This is a genomic window from Paenibacillus sp. E222 (assembly GCF_013401555.1).
Classification (GTDB): Bacteria; Bacillota; Bacilli; order Paenibacillales; family Paenibacillaceae; genus Paenibacillus.
The window spans coordinates 3,507,968-3,529,164 of record NZ_CP058552.1 but is presented as its reverse complement, the minus strand read 5'-3'; the positions used below and the strand labels follow the sequence as shown (position 1 = coordinate 3,529,164).

At 43.4% G+C, this 21,197-nt stretch carries 24 protein-coding genes; 3 read left to right on the top strand and 21 right to left on the bottom strand.

Translation table 11 applies throughout. The features are described from left to right. Window positions 1-234: 234 nt before the first annotated feature. Window positions 235-1,455: a MalY/PatB family protein gene (locus HW560_RS15835; RefSeq protein ID WP_179263863.1), complete on the bottom strand. Its 1,221-nt coding sequence runs from the start codon at window positions 1,453-1,455 to the stop codon at window positions 235-237. A 247-nt stretch (window positions 1,456-1,702) separates the two neighbouring features. Here HW560_RS15835 and HW560_RS15830 point away from each other — a divergent pair, with 247 nt between their 5' ends. Then, window positions 1,703-2,410: a helix-turn-helix domain-containing protein gene (locus tag HW560_RS15830; protein WP_090901216.1), complete on the top strand. Its 708-nt coding sequence runs from the start codon at window positions 1,703-1,705 to the stop codon at window positions 2,408-2,410. 171 nt (window positions 2,411-2,581) lie between these two features. Here the strand turns inward: HW560_RS15830 and HW560_RS15825 are convergent, their stop codons facing one another. Further along, entirely contained in the window at window positions 2,582-5,503 is a 2,922-nt protein-coding gene (locus HW560_RS15825) for an insulinase family protein (protein ID WP_090901219.1), read from the bottom strand. 494 nt (window positions 5,504-5,997) lie between these two features. Here HW560_RS15825 and HW560_RS15820 point away from each other — a divergent pair, with 494 nt between their 5' ends. Next, window positions 5,998-6,342 carry a hypothetical protein gene (locus tag HW560_RS15820; RefSeq protein ID WP_090901222.1) on the top strand — a complete coding sequence of 115 codons (345 nt, stop codon included), beginning with the start codon at window positions 5,998-6,000 and terminating at the stop codon, window positions 6,340-6,342. A gap of 1,595 nt (window positions 6,343-7,937) precedes the next feature. Here the strand turns inward: HW560_RS15820 and HW560_RS15815 are convergent. The 3 genes from HW560_RS15815 to HW560_RS15805 all read right to left on the bottom strand — a co-directional run bounded on the left by HW560_RS15815 (window position 7,938) and on the right by HW560_RS15805 (window position 9,502). Beyond that, the gene (locus tag HW560_RS15815; RefSeq protein ID WP_179263861.1) at window positions 7,938-8,273 is read right to left on the bottom strand and encodes a YolD-like family protein; all 336 of its coding nucleotides are present in this window, start codon (window positions 8,271-8,273) and stop codon (window positions 7,938-7,940) included. Then, window positions 8,263-8,496: a LexA family protein gene (locus HW560_RS15810; protein WP_179263859.1), complete on the bottom strand. Its 234-nt coding sequence runs from the start codon at window positions 8,494-8,496 to the stop codon at window positions 8,263-8,265. Before HW560_RS15810 ends, HW560_RS15815 begins: the two co-directional genes overlap by 11 nt. 202 nt (window positions 8,497-8,698) lie before the next feature. After that, a complete protein-coding gene (locus HW560_RS15805; RefSeq protein ID WP_179263857.1) occupies window positions 8,699-9,502 on the bottom strand; it encodes a hypothetical protein in 804 nt (267 codons plus the stop codon). Between the two features lie 205 nt (window positions 9,503-9,707). Between HW560_RS15805 and HW560_RS15800 the strand changes: the two genes are divergently transcribed. Further along, entirely contained in the window at window positions 9,708-10,289 is a 582-nt protein-coding gene (locus HW560_RS15800; protein ID WP_179263855.1) for a hypothetical protein, read from the top strand. A gap of 67 nt (window positions 10,290-10,356) precedes the next feature. On the opposite strand, the gene HW560_RS15795 is transcribed toward HW560_RS15800, so the two are convergent. The 16 genes from HW560_RS15795 to HW560_RS15720 all read right to left on the bottom strand — a co-directional run bounded on the left by HW560_RS15795 (window position 10,357) and on the right by HW560_RS15720 (window position 21,181). Beyond that, entirely contained in the window at window positions 10,357-10,977 is a 621-nt protein-coding gene (locus tag HW560_RS15795; RefSeq protein WP_179263853.1) for a glycoside hydrolase family protein, read from the bottom strand. Next, complete coding sequence (locus HW560_RS15790) at window positions 10,970-11,434, bottom strand: phage holin family protein (protein ID WP_179263851.1); 465 nt, start codon at window positions 11,432-11,434, stop codon at window positions 10,970-10,972. The genes HW560_RS15795 and HW560_RS15790 overlap by 8 nt, the downstream gene beginning before the upstream one ends. An 83-nt stretch (window positions 11,435-11,517) precedes the next feature. Continuing rightward, a complete protein-coding gene (locus HW560_RS15785) occupies window positions 11,518-11,676 on the bottom strand; it encodes a hypothetical protein (RefSeq protein WP_179263849.1) in 159 nt (52 codons plus the stop codon). Next, on the bottom strand, window positions 11,676-11,963 hold the full coding sequence (locus HW560_RS15780; RefSeq protein WP_179263847.1) for a hypothetical protein: 288 nt from the start codon (window positions 11,961-11,963) through the stop codon (window positions 11,676-11,678). The genes HW560_RS15785 and HW560_RS15780 overlap by 1 nt, the downstream gene beginning before the upstream one ends. A gap of 73 nt (window positions 11,964-12,036) precedes the next feature. Continuing rightward, complete coding sequence (locus HW560_RS15775) at window positions 12,037-12,426, bottom strand: hypothetical protein (RefSeq protein WP_179263845.1); 390 nt, start codon at window positions 12,424-12,426, stop codon at window positions 12,037-12,039. Continuing rightward, complete coding sequence (locus HW560_RS15770; protein ID WP_179263843.1) at window positions 12,426-12,746, bottom strand: hypothetical protein; 321 nt, start codon at window positions 12,744-12,746, stop codon at window positions 12,426-12,428. Before HW560_RS15770 ends, HW560_RS15775 begins: the two co-directional genes overlap by 1 nt. Then, on the bottom strand, window positions 12,747-13,688 hold the full coding sequence (locus HW560_RS15765; RefSeq protein ID WP_179263841.1) for a tail fiber protein: 942 nt from the start codon (window positions 13,686-13,688) through the stop codon (window positions 12,747-12,749). Between the two features lie 10 nt (window positions 13,689-13,698). Then, the gene (locus HW560_RS15760) at window positions 13,699-14,256 is read right to left on the bottom strand and encodes a phage tail protein I (RefSeq protein ID WP_179263840.1); all 558 of its coding nucleotides are present in this window, start codon (window positions 14,254-14,256) and stop codon (window positions 13,699-13,701) included. After that, window positions 14,249-15,358, bottom strand: a complete 1,110-nt coding sequence (locus HW560_RS15755) for a baseplate assembly protein (RefSeq protein WP_179263839.1) — start codon at window positions 15,356-15,358, stop codon at window positions 14,249-14,251. Before HW560_RS15755 ends, HW560_RS15760 begins: the two co-directional genes overlap by 8 nt. 2 nt (window positions 15,359-15,360) lie before the next feature. Next, window positions 15,361-15,672: a GPW/gp25 family protein gene (locus HW560_RS15750; RefSeq protein WP_179263838.1), complete on the bottom strand. Its 312-nt coding sequence runs from the start codon at window positions 15,670-15,672 to the stop codon at window positions 15,361-15,363. Next, the gene (locus tag HW560_RS15745) at window positions 15,669-16,076 is read right to left on the bottom strand and encodes a phage tail protein (RefSeq protein ID WP_179263837.1); all 408 of its coding nucleotides are present in this window, start codon (window positions 16,074-16,076) and stop codon (window positions 15,669-15,671) included. The genes HW560_RS15750 and HW560_RS15745 overlap by 4 nt, the downstream gene beginning before the upstream one ends. 4 nt (window positions 16,077-16,080) lie before the next feature. Next, a complete protein-coding gene (locus HW560_RS15740) occupies window positions 16,081-16,518 on the bottom strand; it encodes a hypothetical protein (RefSeq protein ID WP_179263836.1) in 438 nt (145 codons plus the stop codon). A gap of 1 nt (window position 16,519) precedes the next feature. Next, on the bottom strand, window positions 16,520-17,569 hold the full coding sequence (locus tag HW560_RS15735) for a phage late control D family protein (protein ID WP_179263835.1): 1,050 nt from the start codon (window positions 17,567-17,569) through the stop codon (window positions 16,520-16,522). Then, window positions 17,562-17,771: a tail protein X gene (locus HW560_RS15730; RefSeq protein WP_179263834.1), complete on the bottom strand. Its 210-nt coding sequence runs from the start codon at window positions 17,769-17,771 to the stop codon at window positions 17,562-17,564. The genes HW560_RS15735 and HW560_RS15730 overlap by 8 nt, the downstream gene beginning before the upstream one ends. Further along, window positions 17,768-20,665, bottom strand: coding sequence for a phage tail tape measure protein (locus HW560_RS15725; protein ID WP_179263833.1), 2,898 nt, complete (start codon window positions 20,663-20,665; stop codon window positions 17,768-17,770). The genes HW560_RS15730 and HW560_RS15725 overlap by 4 nt, the downstream gene beginning before the upstream one ends. A gap of 165 nt (window positions 20,666-20,830) precedes the next feature. Next, window positions 20,831-21,181 (bottom strand): phage tail assembly protein, encoded by a 351-nt coding sequence (locus tag HW560_RS15720; protein WP_179263832.1) that lies wholly within the window; start codon window positions 21,179-21,181, stop codon window positions 20,831-20,833. Window positions 21,182-21,197 lie beyond the last annotated feature (16 nt).

Genomic DNA, 21,197 nt, shown 5'->3' with positions numbered 1-21,197 from the left:
AGTCCACATAACGAACTGCCACCTGCGTGAGCCGTATCCTACGACTCATAGACTATCCACCATTTTAACATAACCGGGGACCGCAGACCAGAAGTGTACCTCAGGGGGATAGGTTACCTGTATAACTAACGTTACTTGGGAGTGACCATAGAATAGCTAACACTGCAAACTGATACGCTTTGATTTTGTACTACAGCGTTAAAGCAAACCAGTACCTTGATTATAGAAAACTTATCAAACTTGAACGGGTACGCCTTCATCTTTATTGACCAATAGAGTGCTTATTCTTCTGAGACCCTCTTCAACAACCGAACGCGGACATGCCAGGTTCAAGCGGATACACCCGCCTCCATTAGCTACAAACATATGCCCATCTTCAAGTAATACCCCCGCTTGTTCAGCGAAAAACAAGGGCAGGTTTACATTTGTGGTGACGTATGCCGTAATATCAATCCATGCCAGATACGTAGCCTCCGGAATATGAAAGACTGCCTGTGGCAGATAACGTTTCACATACTGATCCACAAAGGCAAAATTGTCGTCGAGATACGTTTTCAACTGTTTCAGCCATTCGTCGCCATGTTCATAAGCCGCTTGAGTCGCTGCAATGCTCAGCGGATTTTTGAACCCATAATGGCGTTTCTGCCAGATCGTTCGAAGACCTTCATTGGCAATAATCACGTTCGAGAACATTAGGCCCGCCATGTTGAACGTTTTGCTTGGAGACATACAGGTAATGATTCGATCCGTATCCGGGAACAGCTTGGCAAGAGGCGTATGCGTCTTACCTGTACGCAGCAAGTCACAGTGAATTTCATCCGAGATTACCCATACGTTATGGTTCAGACAGATCTCACCCACACGTTGTAACTCTTCTGTTGACCATACCCTTCCTGACGGATTATGCGGATTGCAAAAAATACATAACGTGACTTGTTCATCCCTCGCTTTGGCTTCAAAATCTGCAAAGTCTATGGAATAATGTCCCTGCTCGTTGATCAGATCTGAGCAAACGAGTTCAAGATGGTTATGCTCCGACGCCGATTTGAAATAACCATAGGAGGGTGTCACAATCAGCACCTTCTCATTTGGTTTGCAAATATATTCAACTAATTCATATAGAGCGGGAATGATTCCATGTGATGTCTCCAGATGCTCCTTGGGAAAAGACCAGTCGTAGTATCTGTTCATCCAGTTGGAGACAGCTTCGTAGTATGCGGGATCGAATACCTGGGAGTACCCCATAATTTTCCGGTCCAAACGCTCCTTAACTGCTTCCCGTATTTCGGGAGGTGTGGCAAACTCCATATCTGCAATCCACATGCGAATAAATTCTTCATCCTTAAAGGGAAATTGCATATCTTCTGTTGCATTAAAAATATATTGACGGAAACCATCCGTATTCATGGCGTTGGTTCCTGTGCGATCGATAATCTCATCAAAATCATACTTCATAGCCTTCTGCGCCTCTTTCTCTCTGTTCTCCATCCTGGGATGAGGTTCTGGTAGTCACATTATTTCATGGCTCAGAAGTTCCATCAAACGCAATACAATCTATTCAGAAGAAACAAATTGATCTTAATGTTTCTTCTGAATAGGTTTTTTCATGAGAAAAGTGTTATATTTTTCGTAAAGATTGATTTTACCGAGGGGTTTCACCTTTTCTCATATTCTTAAGAAACTTAGCAGAAGGAGATCCGATATGAACACCATCAACAAAGAAGTGGGCAAGAAAATCCGTAATTTCCGCAAATGGAAAGGGTTAACGGTTCAGCAGCTGGCGGATCAGATTCACAAAAGTAAAGCTACTCTGTCCAAATACGAGAGCGGAGATATCACCCTTGATATAGTCACGCTGCATCAAATTGCTGATTCATTGAACATTCAGGTGGAGCAGCTGCTGTATATTGAACCGAAGCAAGCCTCTCCCCTTATGAATACGGTACCGTCCAGCTTTTTCAAAAATTCCACACGGTTTTATTCGTATTTTTATGATGGACGCAACAACAGCCTCATCCGTTGTGTCATTGACATGATGGCACAGTCGGACGCGAATCGTTATCGAACCGTGATGTATATGAACGTCAAGAATTTTGAGAATTATCAGGAATGCGAAAATATGTATTGGGGTCACACCGAGCATTACGACACACTCACCACGCTGATTCTGAAAAATCAGGCTACACCGCTGGAGAATCTGTATATTAACATTCTGGCATCTTTTCAGGAATCCGAGAAAAAGTGGGGGTTGATGGCAGGCGTTTCCTTCCGTCCCTTTATGCCCATCGCTTTGAAAATGTTATTCTCTCGAACACCCTTGTCTGAGAATCAGGAGTTATATAACGAACTGAAAATGTCTAAGGAAGATCTACGCACGTTAAAGATCTATAATATGCTCGCCGTTACCTAAACCTCAACAGAAGCTGATTGATTAGATTGTTGTTTGAGAATTAAGTTTGAGAATTAATCCATGTATAACAAGAAAAGGGCGGCAGTTATAAGCTATTACAGCTCATAAAAGCGCCCTGTTTGGATCAGATGTGTTTATTCATTCATACTTTGATTTAGATGCATCATTCGATTAGTTCTTGATCAAATCAAGGGTTTCGTCAAATAATTGCTTCTGTTCCTCAATCTTGTTTTCATTACCGATAACACAACGTTGCTGCTGTTCCAATATGGAAGATACCACTTCGGCAAAACCTATAATGTCACTTTCTGTTGTGTTTAACACTTCATCCCGTTCTTTCTGGAGATCGGCTTCAGTGACATTAGACAGGTAACATTCCAGAGAGAATGATCCTTCGCCATAAGGTGTTCTTGGTGTATCGAGGTCCTGGATGGCGCCAATGATATATCTCGTCATTTCCCGTGTGTCTGCTTTGAAATCCTTCAGGTATTGCGGCATCTCTTCATAAACTTTGTACGTTTTTTCGAGATTCGGGTCGCGGTACGATGCTACATAGCTGTCTCCATTACGTCTGAAGCCTGACATGCACCCGTATGCTCCACCCTTGGCCCTGATATTGTTCCACAAGTAATCCAGAGATAAAATCCCCTGCAAGACACGAAGCGAGCCGGTGTACGAATACCCTTTATCGATAAAATTACCTGTTTGAACGACATATTGGACTTCAGATGGAGATCTGAATCCTTCTTTGTGATGCACAGGTGTAAATGCCTCTTTTTCCTTGGCAACGTCCTGGGTGAACAGCTTCGCTTTCAAATCGGATACCTGTTTCTCCAAACCTTCATACCCCTGATCATCCGCAGTGTAACTTACAAGCAAGTTTTCCGGTCTGAAAATAAAGCTGGTCAACGATTGAAGACTGGTCGACAGTTCTTCTTTTCTAGCCTCAAAGTTCGCTTGAAGCTCCTCAAGCCACTGGTAAAAGGCAATACCGCTAACCGCTTCCCTGAAGTCTGCAACAGCCGAGTGTTTAGAGGTAGATCGACCAATCCCCGCTGAATGCCCTCCGCTGATCAGCTTGCGCTGCAGGTTGCCTTTCAACTGGGCAATAATCTCATATAAACGCTTCGAATCATCAAATTTGGACGTAAACACAATTTCGTTGATCATGTCAAAAGCAAATCCAAGTTTGTCATACAGCACTTTGGCGTTGAATTCATACGTAGCCTTGAAATCACGGTGCTCATGCGCGTTTGCATACGTACCGATGCCACTATGAATGCCCCCGGAATGAATATGGATTTCATTCGACAATTCATTAAATGAGAAATTCTGAGTGTCGACGTAACCGAGCACACTTTTCAGCAATCCAACATACGGCAGCAAACGCCGTGGGACTTCCTTAATATCGAACAACAGTCTCAGATAACCGATCCCGTTGGTATAGATATTATGGTGCAGTACCGTTGTACCTTCGACCTGATTTACCGTCTGATACAGCGTCGATGCTTTCGGTTCAATATCCTCTATCGATAACGTCGGAATCACCTGTTGTTGCTCCTTGGTTGACGGTGCATTCTGGTACTCGGCGAGAGCCTCGGTTCTCTGAATGAGCTGCTGAATCTCTTCCTGACTCAGTCCCGCCTGAACTGATTTCAGATGTGCTTTCAAAGCTTCTTCTTTACGCGCGTTCAATCCTTTATCCGGCGTGACAGCAACGAAGGAAGTATGCGTATTTTTCAGTAAATACGTATCAATCAACTTTTCGAAGTAACCCTCAGTCATCTTCGTTCTGAGCTCGGCGAATACGTCATTTGCTTCCAAATGAGTAAATGGAGCATCGACATCATACAGCCAGCTTTGCAATGAGGAGAAACCGTAGATTAATCCTTTGGGCATTCTTCCATAATCGGCTTCGCGGTGGTTGAATTCATAGGAATTAATACCTGCGAGCAGCGCTTTTGGATCAAATCCTTCCTTCACAACACGCTCAAGCACTTCTTTGACAGTCCCCAGAAAATCTTCTTTGCTTGCCAGATTGCTCTTCTTCAATCCAACGGTGAACACTGGCTGATACAGGCTGTCATCATATGTGCCATAGACATCCTTAGCAATGCCCTTATCCAGCAAGGCCTGCTTCAGAACCGCTCCCGGAGCGTTAAGCAGTGCGTACAGCAAAATTTGAAACGAGATATTCAATTCCTTGTCCAGACTTGTTCCGATCACCGCATTGTAGGTCAAAAAGCTGTTATCCACTTCGGATTCGGTACTTCCGGCAGAATATGTCTTCACGGTGTCCACTCTTTCTGCAAAAGCAGGCTGGAGCTTTATTGCAGAATCAATCTCAATTCGATCATATTCATTCAGATAGTTCTCATCTAACCACTGCAATTTCTCTTCCATATCCATATCCCCATATAAATAAATGAAGCTGTTGGATGGATGATAGTATCTGGAGTGGAAATCCAGCAAGCCTTGATAGGTCAGATCAGGAATTGCATCGGGAAATCCGCCTGATTCACAGGAATATGTAGTATCCGGAAAAAGTGAATTCAGGACTTCTCTGCGTACAATCCGTTCCGGTGAAGAAAAAGCACCCTTCATCTCGTTATATACAACGCCGTTATAGGTTAACTCGTCTTCAGCTGAGGTCAGATTGTAATTCCAACCCTCTTGCAGAAATATTTTTTCATTATCATAAATATTCGTGTGGAGTACCGCATCCAGATAAATGTCCATCAGGTTATGGAAGTCATGATCATTCCGACTTGCAATCGGATAGATCGTTTTATCGGGATAGGTCATCGCATTCAGAAATGTATTGAGTGAACCCTTCAGCAATTCAACAAAGGAATCCTTGGCCGGAAATTTCTTGGAGCCGCAAAGAACGGAATGTTCCAGAATGTGAGCTACACCTGTATTGTCTTCCGGAGGAGTACGGAAACCGATACTGAACACTTTATTATCATCTTGATTGGATAAGAGTACAATTTTGGCTCCGGATTTCTGATGTTCCAGGAGATACGCATCTGACTTCAACTCTTCAATTCTGCGTTCCTGCAGCACCTTATAGGGCTTAAGCTGTTTCAACATGGGTCGAGTCCTCCGTCCATTAAATTGTTTAGTTTGATATGCAACCTTGAGTTCTTCAAGTTCAAAGATAAAGGTAATTTATGCCTACGGATAGTATACACCATCGATCCTGGTAATTCATAATGGGCAGCCCGACAGGCATCATCTGATATGTATTATCGTTTTTTAATGTTTATGAACTGAATGGTACAGCGGTAGTCACCTACCGCAGGATTTTAAGACATAATTTTTGATTGATCTGAAATGGAACGATTTCAAGGATTTAAGATGTTTGTGTATTGTTTTGATTAGGACTGTTTTTTATGGGTTGACCTACAATCTGTCTCAAATTCGTCCCCAGCCCCCCGAATGATGCTTCATTCTTATAAAACTATTGCTTAAATTTAAGGGATCTAGAATACTTATAATTATTGTTTTATAAGTAAAAATAATATTTGTTTTCCAAACTTTTACTGTGATATAATAACCTCATACTAATTTTAGGAGGTATGTTTATGAAAAATGTAAGAAGTGTCTTGATTTTATTAACACTTACACTCTCAATTTTTACCATTCCTTCGCTATCTTCACAGGTACTTGCTAAAGAAATACCAACTAATTCTTCTGTTGTAACTCAAGGGGAACTGATTGCAACTGTTAATTACAACATGCTCAGGAATTCATCTGTAAAGTTATTCTCCGCTAATCAAAATATTCAAATCCAGTCTGGTGGACACCTTATTTCAATAAGCAGTGGGGGAGTTGTTTCATCTAATAATTCCCTTGGAACCGCTGTTGTATATTCTTTTAATCCTAATGGTGATTACGTAAAATACCTCATAACTGTAAATGCAAGTTAATGAGCTTAATAGCAACGATCTCGAAGTTTGACTAGCTCAGAAATAGATTTACTTAACCAAAGTCATTTGAAACTGCCTGTTATTTTATTTTCCACCAATTTCGCCATCAGCAATCCAGAAACCGCCATGCTCTTTCATGCGGTTTCTTACTGTTTTTTCGTTACCCCATATTACTCTGAAATAGATTTAAGGGTTACGTTGTCCTCAATTGAACATACTCCAAATGGAAACTTTGTATTCCATACAAGGACGGGTACTCAACCTCCCTATCCATCAGTGGAAAATATGGTCTGCTGCATACAAATGCGACCTATTTGCTTGGTCAGGGTGCATCCATTAAAGAGATTCAACATCAGCTACGACACTCGACATCCCAGGTGACCACAGACACATATGCTCACGTCACCAAGAAATTAAGTCGCAAAACAACAGCACAACTCGATGTCTTCGATCCTAAATCTCGTCCCCAACGGCAAAAAAGACGCTCAATCCCTGTGACTCAGGCAATTCAATCAAAACTATAAAAAAAAAAGGAAACTCCTTATGTATAAAGGAGTTTCCTTTTATTAATGGATGCCGAGGACCGGGATCGAACCGGTACGGTAGTCACCTACCGCAGGATTTTAAGACATATGCTCTGATTGATATAGAATAGAACGGAAGTATAAAATGCAGTCATATCAAGGTTTCAAGTCATTGGTTAATTGGACTGGCTTGGACTGATTTCTACAGTTTGACCTACAGTCTGTCCCCAAATCGTCCCCAGCTCGCCCCCAAGTTTACTCAAGTAAAATTGAGTGTTCTACTGATGGTGAAACTACTTTGACTTGAATAGGTTTTACTAACCCTTGTGCAGAAATCAAAATCTGCGCAAGGGTTTTTGCTGCATCGTAACTAAGCGTCTGGTTTACATCAATTTGGTGTGATCGCATGCTGCACGCCCTTTGCTGACAAGTTTACCCACAGTGCTTTTCAATGATATAATCATGGCATTAATAGGCTACTGGAGGTCAATAAGTGGAAATCTCCCGAGGGAGATGTAGGCTACTTGAACTCATAACCGCTAATGGCTGGTCTCAGACTGAATATGCAAATCGATCTGGAAGGTCTCAGCGAATGATATCCCATTTTTGTAACAGTAAACGAGTTATGCTGCCTGAAGATATGTATACCGCCGTGCTTTTACTGGGTTGTAAATGGGAAGATCTATATGAGTTTGAAGTTAAGCGTACATGAGGCGGTATTACCGCACTCCCCCGGCCCGTTTAGAACAAATTGTTCTAAACATTGAGTATGTAAATAATACCTTTTTCCTATGACATCTGGTGTCGTAACATGTCGAACGTCCAGAAGGTAAAATTTAACAAAACTACACTTCATGAAACGGACGATTAACTTTATTAGTAAGTTATACACAATAACATACACGGAACAAGAGTTCCTGATAATATATTTATTTTGTCGACTATAAACAACATATTACCGGGTATAGGTGAGCAGGGAGTAGAACGAATGGATGAATTTGGGATGAATAATGACAAAAATCCGTCATGACAGCACCCTGACGGACTTCAGATCCTATGTGTTTTGTAGCCTTATAAGCTTGCGCGTGTAATTTCCTCTAACCTAATCCAGCTGTAATCTTCTTCCCCTCGGACGATTTTCACTGCTCTCCTGCCTCTATCGACCGATGCAATAACTCCACGTATATCCTCATCGTCAAACGGGTTGAACACCGTTAATGTGACTGGCACTTGCTCTTTATACGACTCGAAAATTGCCTGCTCAATAAGTTGAACTTCCTGCTCATCCAAAACCGGTTTCCCTCTGCGTTCCTGTTCCCGCATATGAGCTAGGTACGCCTCTTTGTGTTCTGGAAGAATCATTCTTGAACCCTCATAGATTCCGTTGTCGCTCAATTTACTCCCCATAGATTTCATCCTCCATCAAAATTTTAATGCCCCTAGGGGTGCTTTCAGTACGTTTTATGTAGCCCTTTTTCTCTAATCGATCCAGGTAACCATGGGCAGTTGAGGACGAGGTCAAACCCATCATATCGCCAAGTTCTCTCGTTGTTGGTGGATACCTGTTGTCCTTAAAGAACTCCTTTATAGCCTGTAATGCTTCCTCTTCCCTGCGACTTAACCTTTTCATGTTGCGAACCTCCTTAGCTGCTGAACAGGAATGGGAACGTACGTTTCTTACATGTAAGTATATAGGCAAATAGGTTTTTGAATCAACAAAAAAATAGTCCGCCAAGGACAACCCCCCTGACGGACGAGAAATATTCATATGTTCTGTACTTTTCACGCAAAAAAGGCTCCGTCAGCATAAGCCAACAGAACCTTATTATTTTTTATCGTTGTTTAATCATTCTAATTTTAGGCTTAGCAAAAACGCCTATATCATCCCCGGTGAGAAGTACATTATAATCATCTACTTCAGGCCATACTTGATTTTTCAAGTCATTTAACCTAATAGGGATTTCCATCTCAGTATCTGGAGCATTTATACAATATTGAGTAAGCTCGTCTAAACCTTCGTAATATTCGAGATCCGTAACTAAATAAGCAATGGGTAAATATTTCAACAAGCTGAACATTCCATGTCTTCCGCTTTCAGATCCCTTCACCTTCATCATACTAAAATTTTGCATAATTCTTATATTGTTAAATGGATACACCCAATAGAACACCTTATACCCTCTAGGCACTTTCATATCATGATCTAATACGTACTCCCTAAAGGCTACATCTTGGTTTGAAAAAGAGAGCTCTCCCTTTGCAGCAAGTAAGTGACCTAAAACAGCTTTAACAATCTTGACTGGCTTAGTCTTAAATCTGATCACTTCGGGAATTATAAGTGAACTTTTTAGATATTGACCAACATCCTCAGCAAAAGAGTTAATAACAGGATCATATTGTGCTCCTAAAAGGCTGTTATTACACTCTTGACACAAAGTCCTGTACTTCACCCCGTTTTGAGACGGTATATGTTTTGTGTTTTTCTCAACCATGTGCTGCATGATATTCCATTGTTCAACTTCAGTAAATTCAACTCCACCTTTTGGAGGGATGTGATCCCAAGTCAGTTGCCTCTTCTGTAAACAAATATTACAGATATCAACCTTATCCCTCTTGAATTTCACATAATTAGGCATTTCATTTCCCCTCAGTGAAAGATTTCAATATTCTCATCATAAAGAGCCTCTGCCAGAATACATAACAGAGGCTTTACCGATGCTTTCGGATTATAGATACATCATAACTCAGTTTGTTTATATTGTAAATTGTCCCAAAATATCTAGAAACATTTTCCTAGGTCTGATAGACTACTTACGAAACATAAAGCTAAGGAGGATGTACATGTATAAGCTAAAGATTACGATCTTGCTTCTAGGAATCATTGTTATTCTGGCCGCATGTGGCGGTGACAAGGAACGTAATAAGCTTGTCGAGAATGTTGAGAAGTACCTGAGTTCTTATGATTCAAAAGGATCCATAAGTGATGAACAGGCTCAATTGTACTCTGAAATGAATGATGTTCTGTTACGTTCCTATGATGGTGAAGACAAGGAACGTTTTAGTGAGGTTACAGGTTTGATGAAGAATATGAAAACTAGCGAATTGCGCAAGCTATACATAGAGTTGGACGGAAATGAAAAAACAATAGCTTCAGAACCTCCGAAAGCCACCCAACTCAGTGAGACGGAACAGAGATTTGGTCAAATCATTTTAGAGTTTGCTGCTCTGTATCTTGATGCAGAAGGGAAAGTATCGGCCGAGAACCTGGATAGCATTGTCAGTGGAATGAGTTCAAATATCATGTTAGTAAACCCCAATGATAAAGAGGCATTCACAGCGCTAACACAGAGTATACAGAATGGCGATGATTCAAAAGCGATTGTACAATACAATGAACTCACTGAGATTTACGAAAAAAACTGAGAGCACAAATAGACCCTACCAGCTGCAATGTGCTGATAGGGCCTTTTGTATTACCAATCGCTTGGGATTATTGCGGTGTATCTAGCGTTGCCGTTTTAGTCTTTTGATTCCAATCGATTTTGGAACCTGAGATGTTGTCGCCTGCTGCACGCAACGGGATAAGCACCGTATTATTGATCATGACTGCACCTTCAATCTGATTTCCATTAACGATTGCCGTTACCTTGTCTTCAGCTTCAGCTTTCTGAGTGTCAGGTGTATTGAAAAGATCAAGCTCGGCCTGTCTACGCCGCACCAAGCCTTTCAATACATTGCCCCCTGCCTTGTTATACTTGGTGATGCTTGAGGCAATCTGGGCTACTGTACGTCCGTTACATAGCTGTTTTAGATTTCCCGGGCCAGTGTTGTAGCAAAAGCTTGTGAGTGCATCGAATTGATTCTGTGTGAGCTTGTCCGTAACTGGCACGTAAGACGGATTATTGACATAAGCTTCATATTTAGCAAGATCGGCAACTAGCATAGCGTCAGCCTGCGCCTGTGTGATCTTCTGACCTTGTTTTACATCCTCCCCATAATGTCCCCAACCGATTGTCCAATACTGCTCCGTGGACACTGGCTTGTACGCTGTGAGTTTGCATCCTTCAAATGATTTAATCAGATCAATTCCTACTTTAGATATTTTACGCATCCGTACCCGCTCCTTTACGAGACTCAGCCCGTTCCATTTTTTTGTCCATTTCAGATTTCACCCAGTTAATCAGCCAATTGAATACAGGGAGTGGAACCCATTCCCCCCACCCTGCCCTGATCGAGTTGGCAACCATGCTTTGGATCACATGATATAGCGTACCGATAGACAATGCCCCGAAGATTAAACCAGGCATCTGGAAAACCACATCCAACAAATGCCCCCCGGCAGGCAGTAGCAGCACAAAGAACGTCCGCCAGATACCTTGCAAGCCGTAACGACTGCCATAGGAATTATCCATCTTGGCCGCGCTGATCCCCGACATCCAATCAAGGACGACAAAAAACAAAACGGCTGTCATAAAGCCCATTACCGCCTCATCCCGGCCATACAAAAATTCAAATACCGGGACTACCGCCGCCCCCGTTGCTGCAAAAAATGCTTTCCACTTATCCACTTTCTTTCCCCCTGAATTCAATATGAAAAGCCCCCTGACCACTCCAGAGGGCATAAAAATAGCGCACCACTTGGGTACGCTTGTTAAATTCCTTCGGTTTTCTCCAGGATGTAATCTTCGACTGCTTGCCGATAATCGGCGTTTGTGATGTCATCAAGTAAATACACTTGACCAGTTTTCGGATTAAGTCCCTTGTTCAAAATTCTTTCCGCCGCAATCCTTACAACCACTTCGTTTACCATTACAAAATCCCTCCTGTGTTTTCATTGGCCAACAACAAAATCTGATCTTCCAATTCCTTCATCTTCTCTTCCGCAGTTGGTTCGGCATAAATCCTTTCCACCACTGGTAGCTTTGTATCAGGATCAATCTTCACAATACGATGAGTGTTAAAATTGATTTCGTCATGCACAAAGTCTATGTGCCCTAATTTTGTAATCTCTTTGAGCGGAATTCCACCACTATCTTGCCAGAATGATGCTACAATTTCCCCGTCTTGATCATATATAATCCTCAGACCTGTTTGCATTTTAGCGTCACCTCCTTTCCTATCTCTATATATTGTGACCCTGATAATAAAAAAAACTAATTATGCATAATCGTTATTTCGTTTTAAACGCTTGCCAAAAGTATTCTGTGTTCCCGGCATACACTGGCAATCTAAAACCAGTTTTACTTATAGAAGCAGCGGCTCCATCCAACCTAAATTCTGTAGTGAACATATTAAAGATAGTGTATCCCCCAGACATAGGACTTTTTGTGTCTACGTAAGTTAGAAAGGCGGGTGTGGCGTCGGCGCTCCTTTTAATAACGATAACATCCGGCAAAAAATCCAGCGGTACGGTCAATGAATTTTGGGTATTCGTTCCGCCTTGGGGATTGTAAAATGTCATTACAATATTATCATTAGTAAGCAATCCACTTGCATACTTCACACCATCTGGTCCATCCAACCCGGAATTATCCAATGAGAAAAAATCTATCCCTGGCATTATGTCACCTCTTTGCCGCTGATGTAGTAGGTAGCGAAGTTTGAACCACCGCTCGTACCAGCAAACCCTGAGATTGACTCTCCTGCATATATAATTTGATCCACGAAAGGGATCGTGATAGTGTCATTGGCTTTTACAGTGTGTTGGTAAATAACTTCAGTACCAGCAAATAGCAAAGTTACACTAATTGCCTGTGAGAGTTTATTACAAATTGTTACCGCCTTGATCAGCACAGTTGAGCCAATAGGTGCGGTATAAATATTTGCCGCAGAACCTGTACCGAAATTTCCCTTCGCAAGCCTCTTTGCTACTACCGCCATCTATAACGCCCCCCATAAGTCTTCTTCAGGTGTTTGTAATACCCAAGGGTACCATGTTGTCGTCACTTTGGTTCTGGTGTAAATGCTTGATCTACTCTCTAACGATGTCGCCCTTTGAACAACAACATTAGTTCTCTCGCTTGATACTGCATCACCTGGATAATCTTCGATTAAGAATGAACCAATTCTTGGGCCGTTTGTTGGATTTGTTACCGCATAAACACCAGTGCTCAAGTCATTCAAGTCGTAACCATTCGGTAATTCTTTAACACTTCCATTATCCTTGGTCAACGGGTACTTTTGCCACGTCTTATCATCTGTGTACTTTTGAGCTGCTAATCTTGCATCATTTAACGCCTTTTCAGTAGGTGCAAGTTTTTCCGAATCTCCGTCAATTTTGTTTGACAGTTGCACGATCCCTTTTTCCGTAATTGATGCATCCTTTACATCAACAACGATGTTTCCCAACGCTTCCTCCAGTTCGTCATAAGTGACGTAAACCAGAGATTCATTAATGATCGCTGTAACGTTGGTGGCAGAGCCTACAATCACGTTCATATTGACGTCTTTCTCAATAACCCCGTCACCAATAGGTGCAATGTAATCGGCTGTAGATCCAGCGTTAGCATACATATACAAGATTTCACCCTCGTCTGGATCGGTTGCAAAAATACCAATCTCCCGGAAATAGAATCCCGTCTGTACATCTGCATTGGTTAAGGTAGCCCCCACAACGGCTCTCGTTGCCCCAGGTGGATGTTTTAGCCTGATAATAGGTAAGTTCTTTACTGGCGTAATCAGGGCTGTCATAGCAGCCAGGGCTTGTCCTGCTAGCGTTCCGCTGCCAACTGCCATCCGAGTATATTCGAGTTTAACGCCTGTCTGAGCCTTTGCCTGTAACTGACGTCCTTTATTAGTTAATACATAAATCCATGATGACATGCTGACCCTCCTATCCTATCGTTATGGTTTCGCCAATGTGTACGGCAATTCCATAGTATAAATCGTTCGCATGTACCGTCTCTTCAATGACTACCGCCTCTAGCCAAGCGCTTTTTCGCTTCACCGAATTTACCGCCTTGATAAACTCCTCTGCCTTATCGTTTGTTGCGCTTGGATCGGATGTGCGTACCCGGAAATAACCTCGCTCACCGTCATACTCAAACCACTCCTCTACTTGACCAGAACCAAAAAGGATCGCTACCAGATCCTCTACGGCTCCCGGTGTACCTTTGGCGAAGTGGAATAGATATGCATTCTTTACCAGGCTCCGTTTTTGTTGTATCGGCAACCTCACATCGTAGAAATCGACATGTAATTGCCAAGCCATTTCATCAGCTTCAGCATCATTCAGGGTATCAATCCGGTCAAACACTGACATCCTTTTCACTGCTGCGTTAGTGATTTCCAATTCCTCTTGAATTGCCAATGCAGCCGCACGATATGACGGATCGCTTTGAAGGTTGGGTGGTAATATTCCAATCAATCCAACTGTCGCAATATCATTCATCGGCCAAACCTCCAAAAACCAGATTTACAGCTCCTTCTCGCGCAACTTGCGTCCTATTCAATTCGGTGAATATGGGTTCAGTAACAGCAACACGCTGTGCTCCTGCTGCCATAACACGAGAAATAAGCTCAGATGGGTTAATGCCCCTCCCGAGCTTTGATTTCTGCCATGTGACAAAACTATTCACCGCATCATTCACTGCCTCTTGAATAGTTGCTGCCTCTGTAGCCCGTTCAACTGCGATGTAGTATGTCAGGCCGATATTGTACGTTACAACTTGTGGAGCTTGAACACTTACCAGATCCGTCAATGGACGAACGTCACGAGCTGATACCGCATCATATACCGCATCCAGTAAATCTTGTGTTGGCAGCTCACCGCCCACAAGCAACGGTGTGAGCAATATCTCAACTGGCGCCGGTGATTCCACACTAACGTCAATTATGGCCGCACTTGCTGTTTTAGCCCAATATTCATATGCCCCATCTGGACCCGCTACGCTGTATGATTCTGGAGCGCTGCGTATACGTCCTCTATAAGCATCGTCCTTTTCTTCATCTGCACCGCCTGAGCTTTCCGTCACATTTACCGTGCTTTGTATAAAAGCAATTGGATCCATGAGTGCATTAATCTGTCCAGGGATAAATCCATTGCCGCTTGTTCCTGAAACCGAACAAACAGCGCCGACATCGCCAGAAATCGACCCTATCGAAATCTGTAGCACAGACTCGGTTGTGAAGTAGATTTCACCGCCGCTACCATCCGGAGTGACCCGTGTTCCAGCAGGGATGATGATTGCTGATGTCTGAGGTGCAGAAAGCGTGAACCTCAGTGTGGTTCGAGCTGGTTCCGCTGGTAGCCTAGGCGTTCTATTATTTAACCCGAACTCATCAAGTACGTTCTGGCGTGCATATCTCAACATGTTTTGACTAAACGTTGCGTTAATCTGGACACGCTCTTGAACGATAATGGCCGCCAAGGCGCTCAGATTCAGATACTCAGGATCTGAAGGTTGCATTTTTCGTTTGGTGATTTCCTCGTGCTTGCTCAAAATGTTACTTAGAATAACCTGTGGATCATCTTCAACCAGCTTGAGCACCATGTCTATTCCTCCTCTCTTAACGTAAAGTACACAATGGGCACTAGGCTGTTTTCATCTATGTTAACCGTGATGTCCGTTACCAGGACTCTCGGTTCAAAATTCTCTATGGCAGACAATGCCGCTACCTCCAGCAAAGCCGCTGCCGCAGGCGTGGGCATGTCGATAACGATCGGATCAATACCAAAGTCACGATGCATCGGGCAAGTTCCCATAATTGTCTTGATAATGGTACGGATATTCTGTTTGACTTCCTCAACCCCAGATAACCCAAATTGGAGCGGAGCGTCATCCACTGTAACGTTATACACGCTCATGAAATGTACTCCTCCAAACTCAGGTTATATGTGGCACTTATTAGATTCCCGCGATTGTCGAGCTTTTGCCAATTCTGGACGAGACTTGTGATCTTCACTTTGTCTACGCCCATGCCTTTTCCACCGATACTGAATTTCATAATCTTCCCGTCACGACTATAAGCAACCAACTTGTCCACTTCTTTTCTTGGATTTAATCCTAAACGGGCATCAACCAAAACGCTCAAGTCGAATGTATCCAATCCAGGTCCCAAAAACTGAGAACGCGGTTTTTTCAATAGGATTTCATTGTTTGCCCATCGGTCGTTACTGGTCCTTGTAAAATCGCTGAACGTGCGTACTTTATATTTGGTGACAATAAAAACGATATCTCCAAGAACAGCAACCCCATCAGGTAAAGCCATGCTATCAACCCCCTATGTTTGCTGCTGTAACAGTACCCGTCACTACCAGATTTCCCTCAATGTTTACGGTTGTCGCCTTGATAGAAACGGTTTCAGCCTCTACGATCACGTTTTTAGCCTTAATGTGATAGGCTCCAGTATTCAGATCATAGAAAACTTGGCTCCCGTCTTCGAAAAATAAACCTTCCTGACCAGGACTGCCCAACCAGGTATCAGGCACACGGCCAGCACAGAAACCGTTACTCACTCCATTACCGAGCATCAGGCACAGCACCATGTCCTTAGGACGTGGAACCCCATTCCACAGACCAGATCCGGCCGGAATCACCAAAGGCAAACTACGACTGACAACATCCTCCCTATCCGGAAATGTGACTGTAATTGTCCCTGACTCAAAATCCACGGTCGAGCATTCGCCTACTTTGATTAATGCACTGATCATCTTACCACCCCAATACTTTTCTGATATCCAGATCCACGGTGTATGGAGCTGCGGCACTGATCCGATGATTAACGGCCTCGATGATGTATTTACCATCAAAATAGCCCCAACCTTTAATATTTACGGTCAAGCCTGCCGCATACCGTGTATGGCCGGATAAAGTCAGGCGAGCGCGTCCCGCCTTTTTGTTCTGCTCACGTAGGCTGTTTTTTGCCAGTCTATTGGCCTCAGCCACCGTTTCCACACTTTTGTTAACCCGAAGCACAGGCAAGCTGCCTGCTTTGGGAAGCTTGTATATACCCTTGACCGTTTTTGCTGGCTCTTTCTTGCTTTTGGGTATGGTGTATACCACTTCGCAGCTTCCATATGCCGCATTCTCACTGTTGGACTCAAAATCATATGACAGGACATCATCTTTCCCATAAACGATATCAAAAGCAGCCGCTGCCTTCTCGAACTTCTCTTCATTAAACAAAACAAGCTTGGCACCGCTGACTTTAAGGGTGATTCCCTCTTTGACAGCAATACCAAGCAAAAATTCAAAGTCTGTTTGTTCAGTCTGATCCAGGCGTTCATAGGATGGATTGGACGAAGCCTCATAAACGAGCGAAAGCTTTGCACGTTTGGCAATTTCAGCGGCCACAGTCTTCAGCTGAACTTTTTCCCATGATTTCGAACGCTGCTCCTGTTTAGACTTGTTCCCCTCGACAGGCAGTGCACTTGCTTCCATCGTGATGGTGTCTGGCATACCACCATAAGTGAACGACTTGAGATAGAATTTCCCGCATGGAAGCTTCAACTTTTCTCCCTGCTTGTCCCAATGATAAGTGAGAATGTCTGCTTTAATTTCGTCTCCATCATGTGGGACCCACTCTTTAATCCATTTCCTATCCCGATCATCCAGTTGGATAGTAATATCGTCGCCTTGGCCGGAATAGCCATCGTTATACGTAAAGTCCATTAAGTATGGTGCAATGTCCTTGTCCACGTCTTTCCCGTTGAATAAGAGAGACACAGCAGCATAGCGTCCCTTTTGTACCAGGTTACTCATCGGCCGTCCTCCATGAAGGCAGGGTGCTTGATTCCTGCGCCTGAAGTTCAGGAACGGCCAGGACAACACCTGCTGTAAATACCACTGTTTGGATATGATCGAGATTGGCATACATCAGAGCAGGCATGGCATCATAACTGCCTGTAAGTTTATAAGCGATTCCGTCCCAGGTATCCCCTTGGATGGTTCTGTAAGTCGTCATCCTACCAAACTCCTCCTCTGATTTCTTCGATCCAATTGGCGTAGCATACTTTCCAGCTCGTTAATCCCCATGGTCTGAGCTTGTACAACCTGAGCCTTCACTTGATCACGATCACCACCAGAAATAGAGTAACTTGGTGAAAATGCAATCGAAATATTAGAAGATCCAGCAAGCGCCCCGCTATCTCTTCCCATAATCCGGTTTGCTTCATCAAGCAAGCCCTGCGAACGAGGTTTGTTATTCAGTGGAATCGCAATTTCCGGACCAGCTTCACCAAAAATAGACGGTTCCTTTGCAATACCACCGTCTGCATACTGCTTCATCGGTGTGCCGTTTAATTTGGTTACGATATCTTGCGTCGTAGGAAGTTTGCCGATAGTCTGATAGGTGGCAACAATATTTATTTTTTTCTCGGATGGAATCAGATCCATTTGAGCATTCAAATCTTTTACTGCATTCGCTGCTCTATCAAAAGCGGCCTTTCCGTCATCGGACAATGTCTTGTATTTCTGTGACTGTTCATCGATTGTCCCGCCCAGGTTCAATTCAATTAACATTTTCTGAGCATCGTAGATAGCCTGATAGCTATCTTTAGCAGAACTTAACTCTTCAGACTTGGTTTGGAGTTCATCTAGTGTATTAATTAACCTACCGTCAATCTCATCGGTTACGCCTCTAATTAGGTCGAGATGACCAAATGAATACCCAATAGTTTCGCCGACATCGTTTGCTTTATCTAGCAATTCCTGAAGCTTACGAGTCCTTTCTTCCGAAGGATCGTTTTCCATGAGACGCATATACTGCGTTTCGTATTCAGAAAAAGCGGCACGAGCAATATCCAAAGCGTCTTTTTGCTCTCTCAAGCTAGATGTCTGGGATTCCAAGGAAGTAATCTGTTCTTCCATATCACCCATATCTCTTCGACCTTCAGCAGCTTGTAGTTCAAGCTGCAGTTTCATCCGGTCTTTCTCCGCATCACTTGCGCGAAGCAGCAGATTAACCTTCTCGTCCAGTTTCCCGTTCTCAATATCGTATTGGGAAATGGTCTGTGGGTATAGTTCTTGAAGCCTTTCGGTTACTTCAACCAGTTTTTCTTTCTGATACGTTAAATCACTAGATTTCCCCGTGTTGGCCTCGATAACTTCGCTCAGGTGTTTGTATTCCCATACCAAATCATTGGTGGTCTTAGCTTTATCGGCCACCTCATCATAACTACGCATACTATCTTTCAATGCATCGCCCATATGAATGAGTTCCTGACGTGCTTCTTCCTGGTGCTTCTTATATGCCATCACACCAAGCGTGAGCGCACCAACGGCCCCAATAGCTAAGCCGACAGGGTTAGTCATAAAACCGATTGCTGTACTGAATTTGCTAGCACCTTGTGTAGTGTCGAACAGAGTCTTTCCGACTTTGCCAAAATCCCGACCTATGGAAACTGCATTTTTGGCAAGTAATGCGGTAGGTACACCAAGGGCAATAATTTTGATAACATCTTTATTTTCTTTTGCCCAATTGGTCAAATCCCGCAATGTCGGCATCAGGTCTTCACCGATTGGGATGACAAGTTCAGTCATCAATTCTCGGCCGAGCCCTTGAATTTCTTTGGTCAAGCTGCTGTATTTAACTTCTTCAATTTCCTTCATGGTATCGAGCGTCTTATCAAACTCACCATTGGTGTCCTGCAACGCCTCTACCGCAGTGCTACGCAAGTCCTCATACTGGGTACCAAACAATTCAACGGAGAGTTGGTTACGTTCTTGGATGTCGTCAATACGATCAAGCGCCGCAATAACGTCCACAACTGCGTCTTTTGCCTTGATTGATCCGTCAGACAGACCAGCCATCAGTTGGTCACTATCGCCCATCATGCCCATGATTGCTTGAGACGCCACTTTATAGCTGCGTGCATTGCCTTGAAGATTTTTGACTAACTCTGTAGCCGTGTCTTTACTTACGTATTTGAGGAGTTCGCCGTATTCCTTCGTTTTGGTACCGCCCTGCTTCAAGGCGTAAATGTATTCCTCAACGCCTTCAGGTGCAAAAAGGAGCTGAAGGGATTCAACCACCTTGTCGTCACCACTATACAACCGAATATTAAACTCTTTGAGAATATCGCCCATTTTGTCTAGATTCCAAAGGCCTCGTTTTGCCCCTGACTCTAAAACAGAGAAAAATTCTTCAGAATTATAGCCTGCATCCGCAAATTGGACAGAATATTCATTAAGCGTGTCGAGCAAATCGTCATAACGGTTCAAACCCTTCTGGGTTCCTTGGGCGATTAAGTTAAACGCCTCGTCTGCTGTTAATCCCATATTTCTCATCAAGGCATCAACTGTACGGACAGATTCGTTGACTTCATAACCAAAAGTATCTTTCATGATCAATGCCTTTTTGGTTGCATCATCCAAAGCAGCTCCCGCCAAGTCGGTAACCTGGCGAACATTTACCAGTGCATCACCAATATCTTGGAACCCTTCTCCAATGTTTGAATTATAGATACCCTGAATAATGTCTTTGTATTGTGCCATGTCCTGAGCCGTTGCGCCCGTTGCAGCTCCCATCTGATGAACGGCATCATCCAATGAACCAATCTGACTAATCATGCCGCCAATCATGCCGCTGGCCGAATCAATAATGGCTTTGGCACCCGTGAACTGTAACGTTCGTTCAAAGACTTCACCAAACTCTTTCGCATCTTGGCGCAATTCATGAAATGCACCTTTAGCCTCGTTCGCATCCCTGGTTATCTTAACAAGCCCTTTAGTTCTTTGCAGACCCGCCAAATCCAGACCCAGAGCTGTCACGTCTTTGGTGATGGAGTCAAACGTCCTCGACAGGCGAGGATCAATGTCACCATTCAGCTCAAACCGGACTTCATACTGTTTGGCCATTACCTTCCGCCTCCCGACGCGCTTGTTCTTCTTCGTACAATTCACTGTTTGCTCTGATCCATTTCGCTAATAACCAAAGAGGACGGCTCATCCAATATGCTGGATCGCCGCCCACTCGGGATAGTCGTATTGACCATTTCATGACGCTTTTAATTGCACTTTCCCTTAACCCATACGATTCAAAAAACGCTTTGAAGCACCTGTGACTTTCACGAATTCTGGAGCCTTAAGTTTTTTCATAAAGTTAGGATGTACTCCAGCAGCCTTTGCAGCAAGAACTGCATGATATGCAGGGTGTTCATCTTTCATAGATACAAGAACGTTCTTCTTGCCTGCGATAAAGTCGATGAATTCCCCCTCGACGTCAATGATATCGTCACCTGAGAGTTCATCGAAATTTAAGTGCAGTTCCGTATATTCTACACCTTCCCATAAAATAGGCCGGGATAGTTTGACAACCACCCCAGCCTGCTGTACTTCGGTCAAATCTTCCAATTTCTTCTCTTGCTCTACCATGATAATTCCTCCTTAT

Excerpts from the sequence above, each read along its gene's own strand:
- HW560_RS15800 (WP_179263855.1), top strand. The coding sequence starts at position 9,708 with ATGTATAAGCTAAAGATTACGATCTTGCTTCTAGGAATCATTGTTATT.
- HW560_RS15765 (WP_179263841.1), bottom strand. The coding sequence starts at position 13,688 with ATGTCATCATGGATTTATGTATTAACTAATAAAGGACGTCAGTTACAG.
- HW560_RS15805 (WP_179263857.1), bottom strand. The coding sequence starts at position 9,502 with ATGCCTAATTATGTGAAATTCAAGAGGGATAAGGTTGATATCTGTAAT.
- HW560_RS15770 (WP_179263843.1), bottom strand. The coding sequence starts at position 12,746 with ATGGCGGTAGTAGCAAAGAGGCTTGCGAAGGGAAATTTCGGTACAGGT.
- HW560_RS15750 (WP_179263838.1), bottom strand. The coding sequence starts at position 15,672 with ATGAGCGTGTATAACGTTACAGTGGATGACGCTCCGCTCCAATTTGGG.
- HW560_RS15810 (WP_179263859.1), bottom strand. The coding sequence starts at position 8,496 with ATGAAAAGGTTAAGTCGCAGGGAAGAGGAAGCATTACAGGCTATAAAG.
- HW560_RS15820 (WP_090901222.1), top strand. The coding sequence starts at position 5,998 with ATGAAAAATGTAAGAAGTGTCTTGATTTTATTAACACTTACACTCTCA.
- HW560_RS15815 (WP_179263861.1), bottom strand. The coding sequence starts at position 8,273 with ATGGGGAGTAAATTGAGCGACAACGGAATCTATGAGGGTTCAAGAATG.
- HW560_RS15740 (WP_179263836.1), bottom strand. The coding sequence starts at position 16,518 with ATGATCAGTGCATTAATCAAAGTAGGCGAATGCTCGACCGTGGATTTT.
- HW560_RS15735 (WP_179263835.1), bottom strand. The coding sequence starts at position 17,569 with ATGAGTAACCTGGTACAAAAGGGACGCTATGCTGCTGTGTCTCTCTTA.
- HW560_RS15725 (WP_179263833.1), bottom strand. The coding sequence starts at position 20,665 with ATGGCCAAACAGTATGAAGTCCGGTTTGAGCTGAATGGTGACATTGAT.
- HW560_RS15760 (WP_179263840.1), bottom strand. The coding sequence starts at position 14,256 with ATGAATGATATTGCGACAGTTGGATTGATTGGAATATTACCACCCAAC.
- HW560_RS15730 (WP_179263834.1), bottom strand. The coding sequence starts at position 17,771 with ATGACGACTTACAGAACCATCCAAGGGGATACCTGGGACGGAATCGCT.
- HW560_RS15825 (WP_090901219.1), bottom strand. The coding sequence starts at position 5,503 with ATGTTGAAACAGCTTAAGCCCTATAAGGTGCTGCAGGAACGCAGAATT.
- HW560_RS15745 (WP_179263837.1), bottom strand. The coding sequence starts at position 16,076 with ATGGCTTTACCTGATGGGGTTGCTGTTCTTGGAGATATCGTTTTTATT.
- HW560_RS15835 (WP_179263863.1), bottom strand. The coding sequence starts at position 1,455 with ATGAAGTATGATTTTGATGAGATTATCGATCGCACAGGAACCAACGCC.
- HW560_RS15780 (WP_179263847.1), bottom strand. The coding sequence starts at position 11,963 with ATGCAAACAGGTCTGAGGATTATATATGATCAAGACGGGGAAATTGTA.
- HW560_RS15755 (WP_179263839.1), bottom strand. The coding sequence starts at position 15,358 with ATGGTGCTCAAGCTGGTTGAAGATGATCCACAGGTTATTCTAAGTAAC.
- HW560_RS15795 (WP_179263853.1), bottom strand. The coding sequence starts at position 10,977 with ATGCGTAAAATATCTAAAGTAGGAATTGATCTGATTAAATCATTTGAA.
- HW560_RS15720 (WP_179263832.1), bottom strand. The coding sequence starts at position 21,181 with ATGGTAGAGCAAGAGAAGAAATTGGAAGATTTGACCGAAGTACAGCAG.
- HW560_RS15785 (WP_179263849.1), bottom strand. The coding sequence starts at position 11,676 with ATGGTAAACGAAGTGGTTGTAAGGATTGCGGCGGAAAGAATTTTGAAC.
- HW560_RS15775 (WP_179263845.1), bottom strand. The coding sequence starts at position 12,426 with ATGCCAGGGATAGATTTTTTCTCATTGGATAATTCCGGGTTGGATGGA.
- HW560_RS15830 (WP_090901216.1), top strand. The coding sequence starts at position 1,703 with ATGAACACCATCAACAAAGAAGTGGGCAAGAAAATCCGTAATTTCCGC.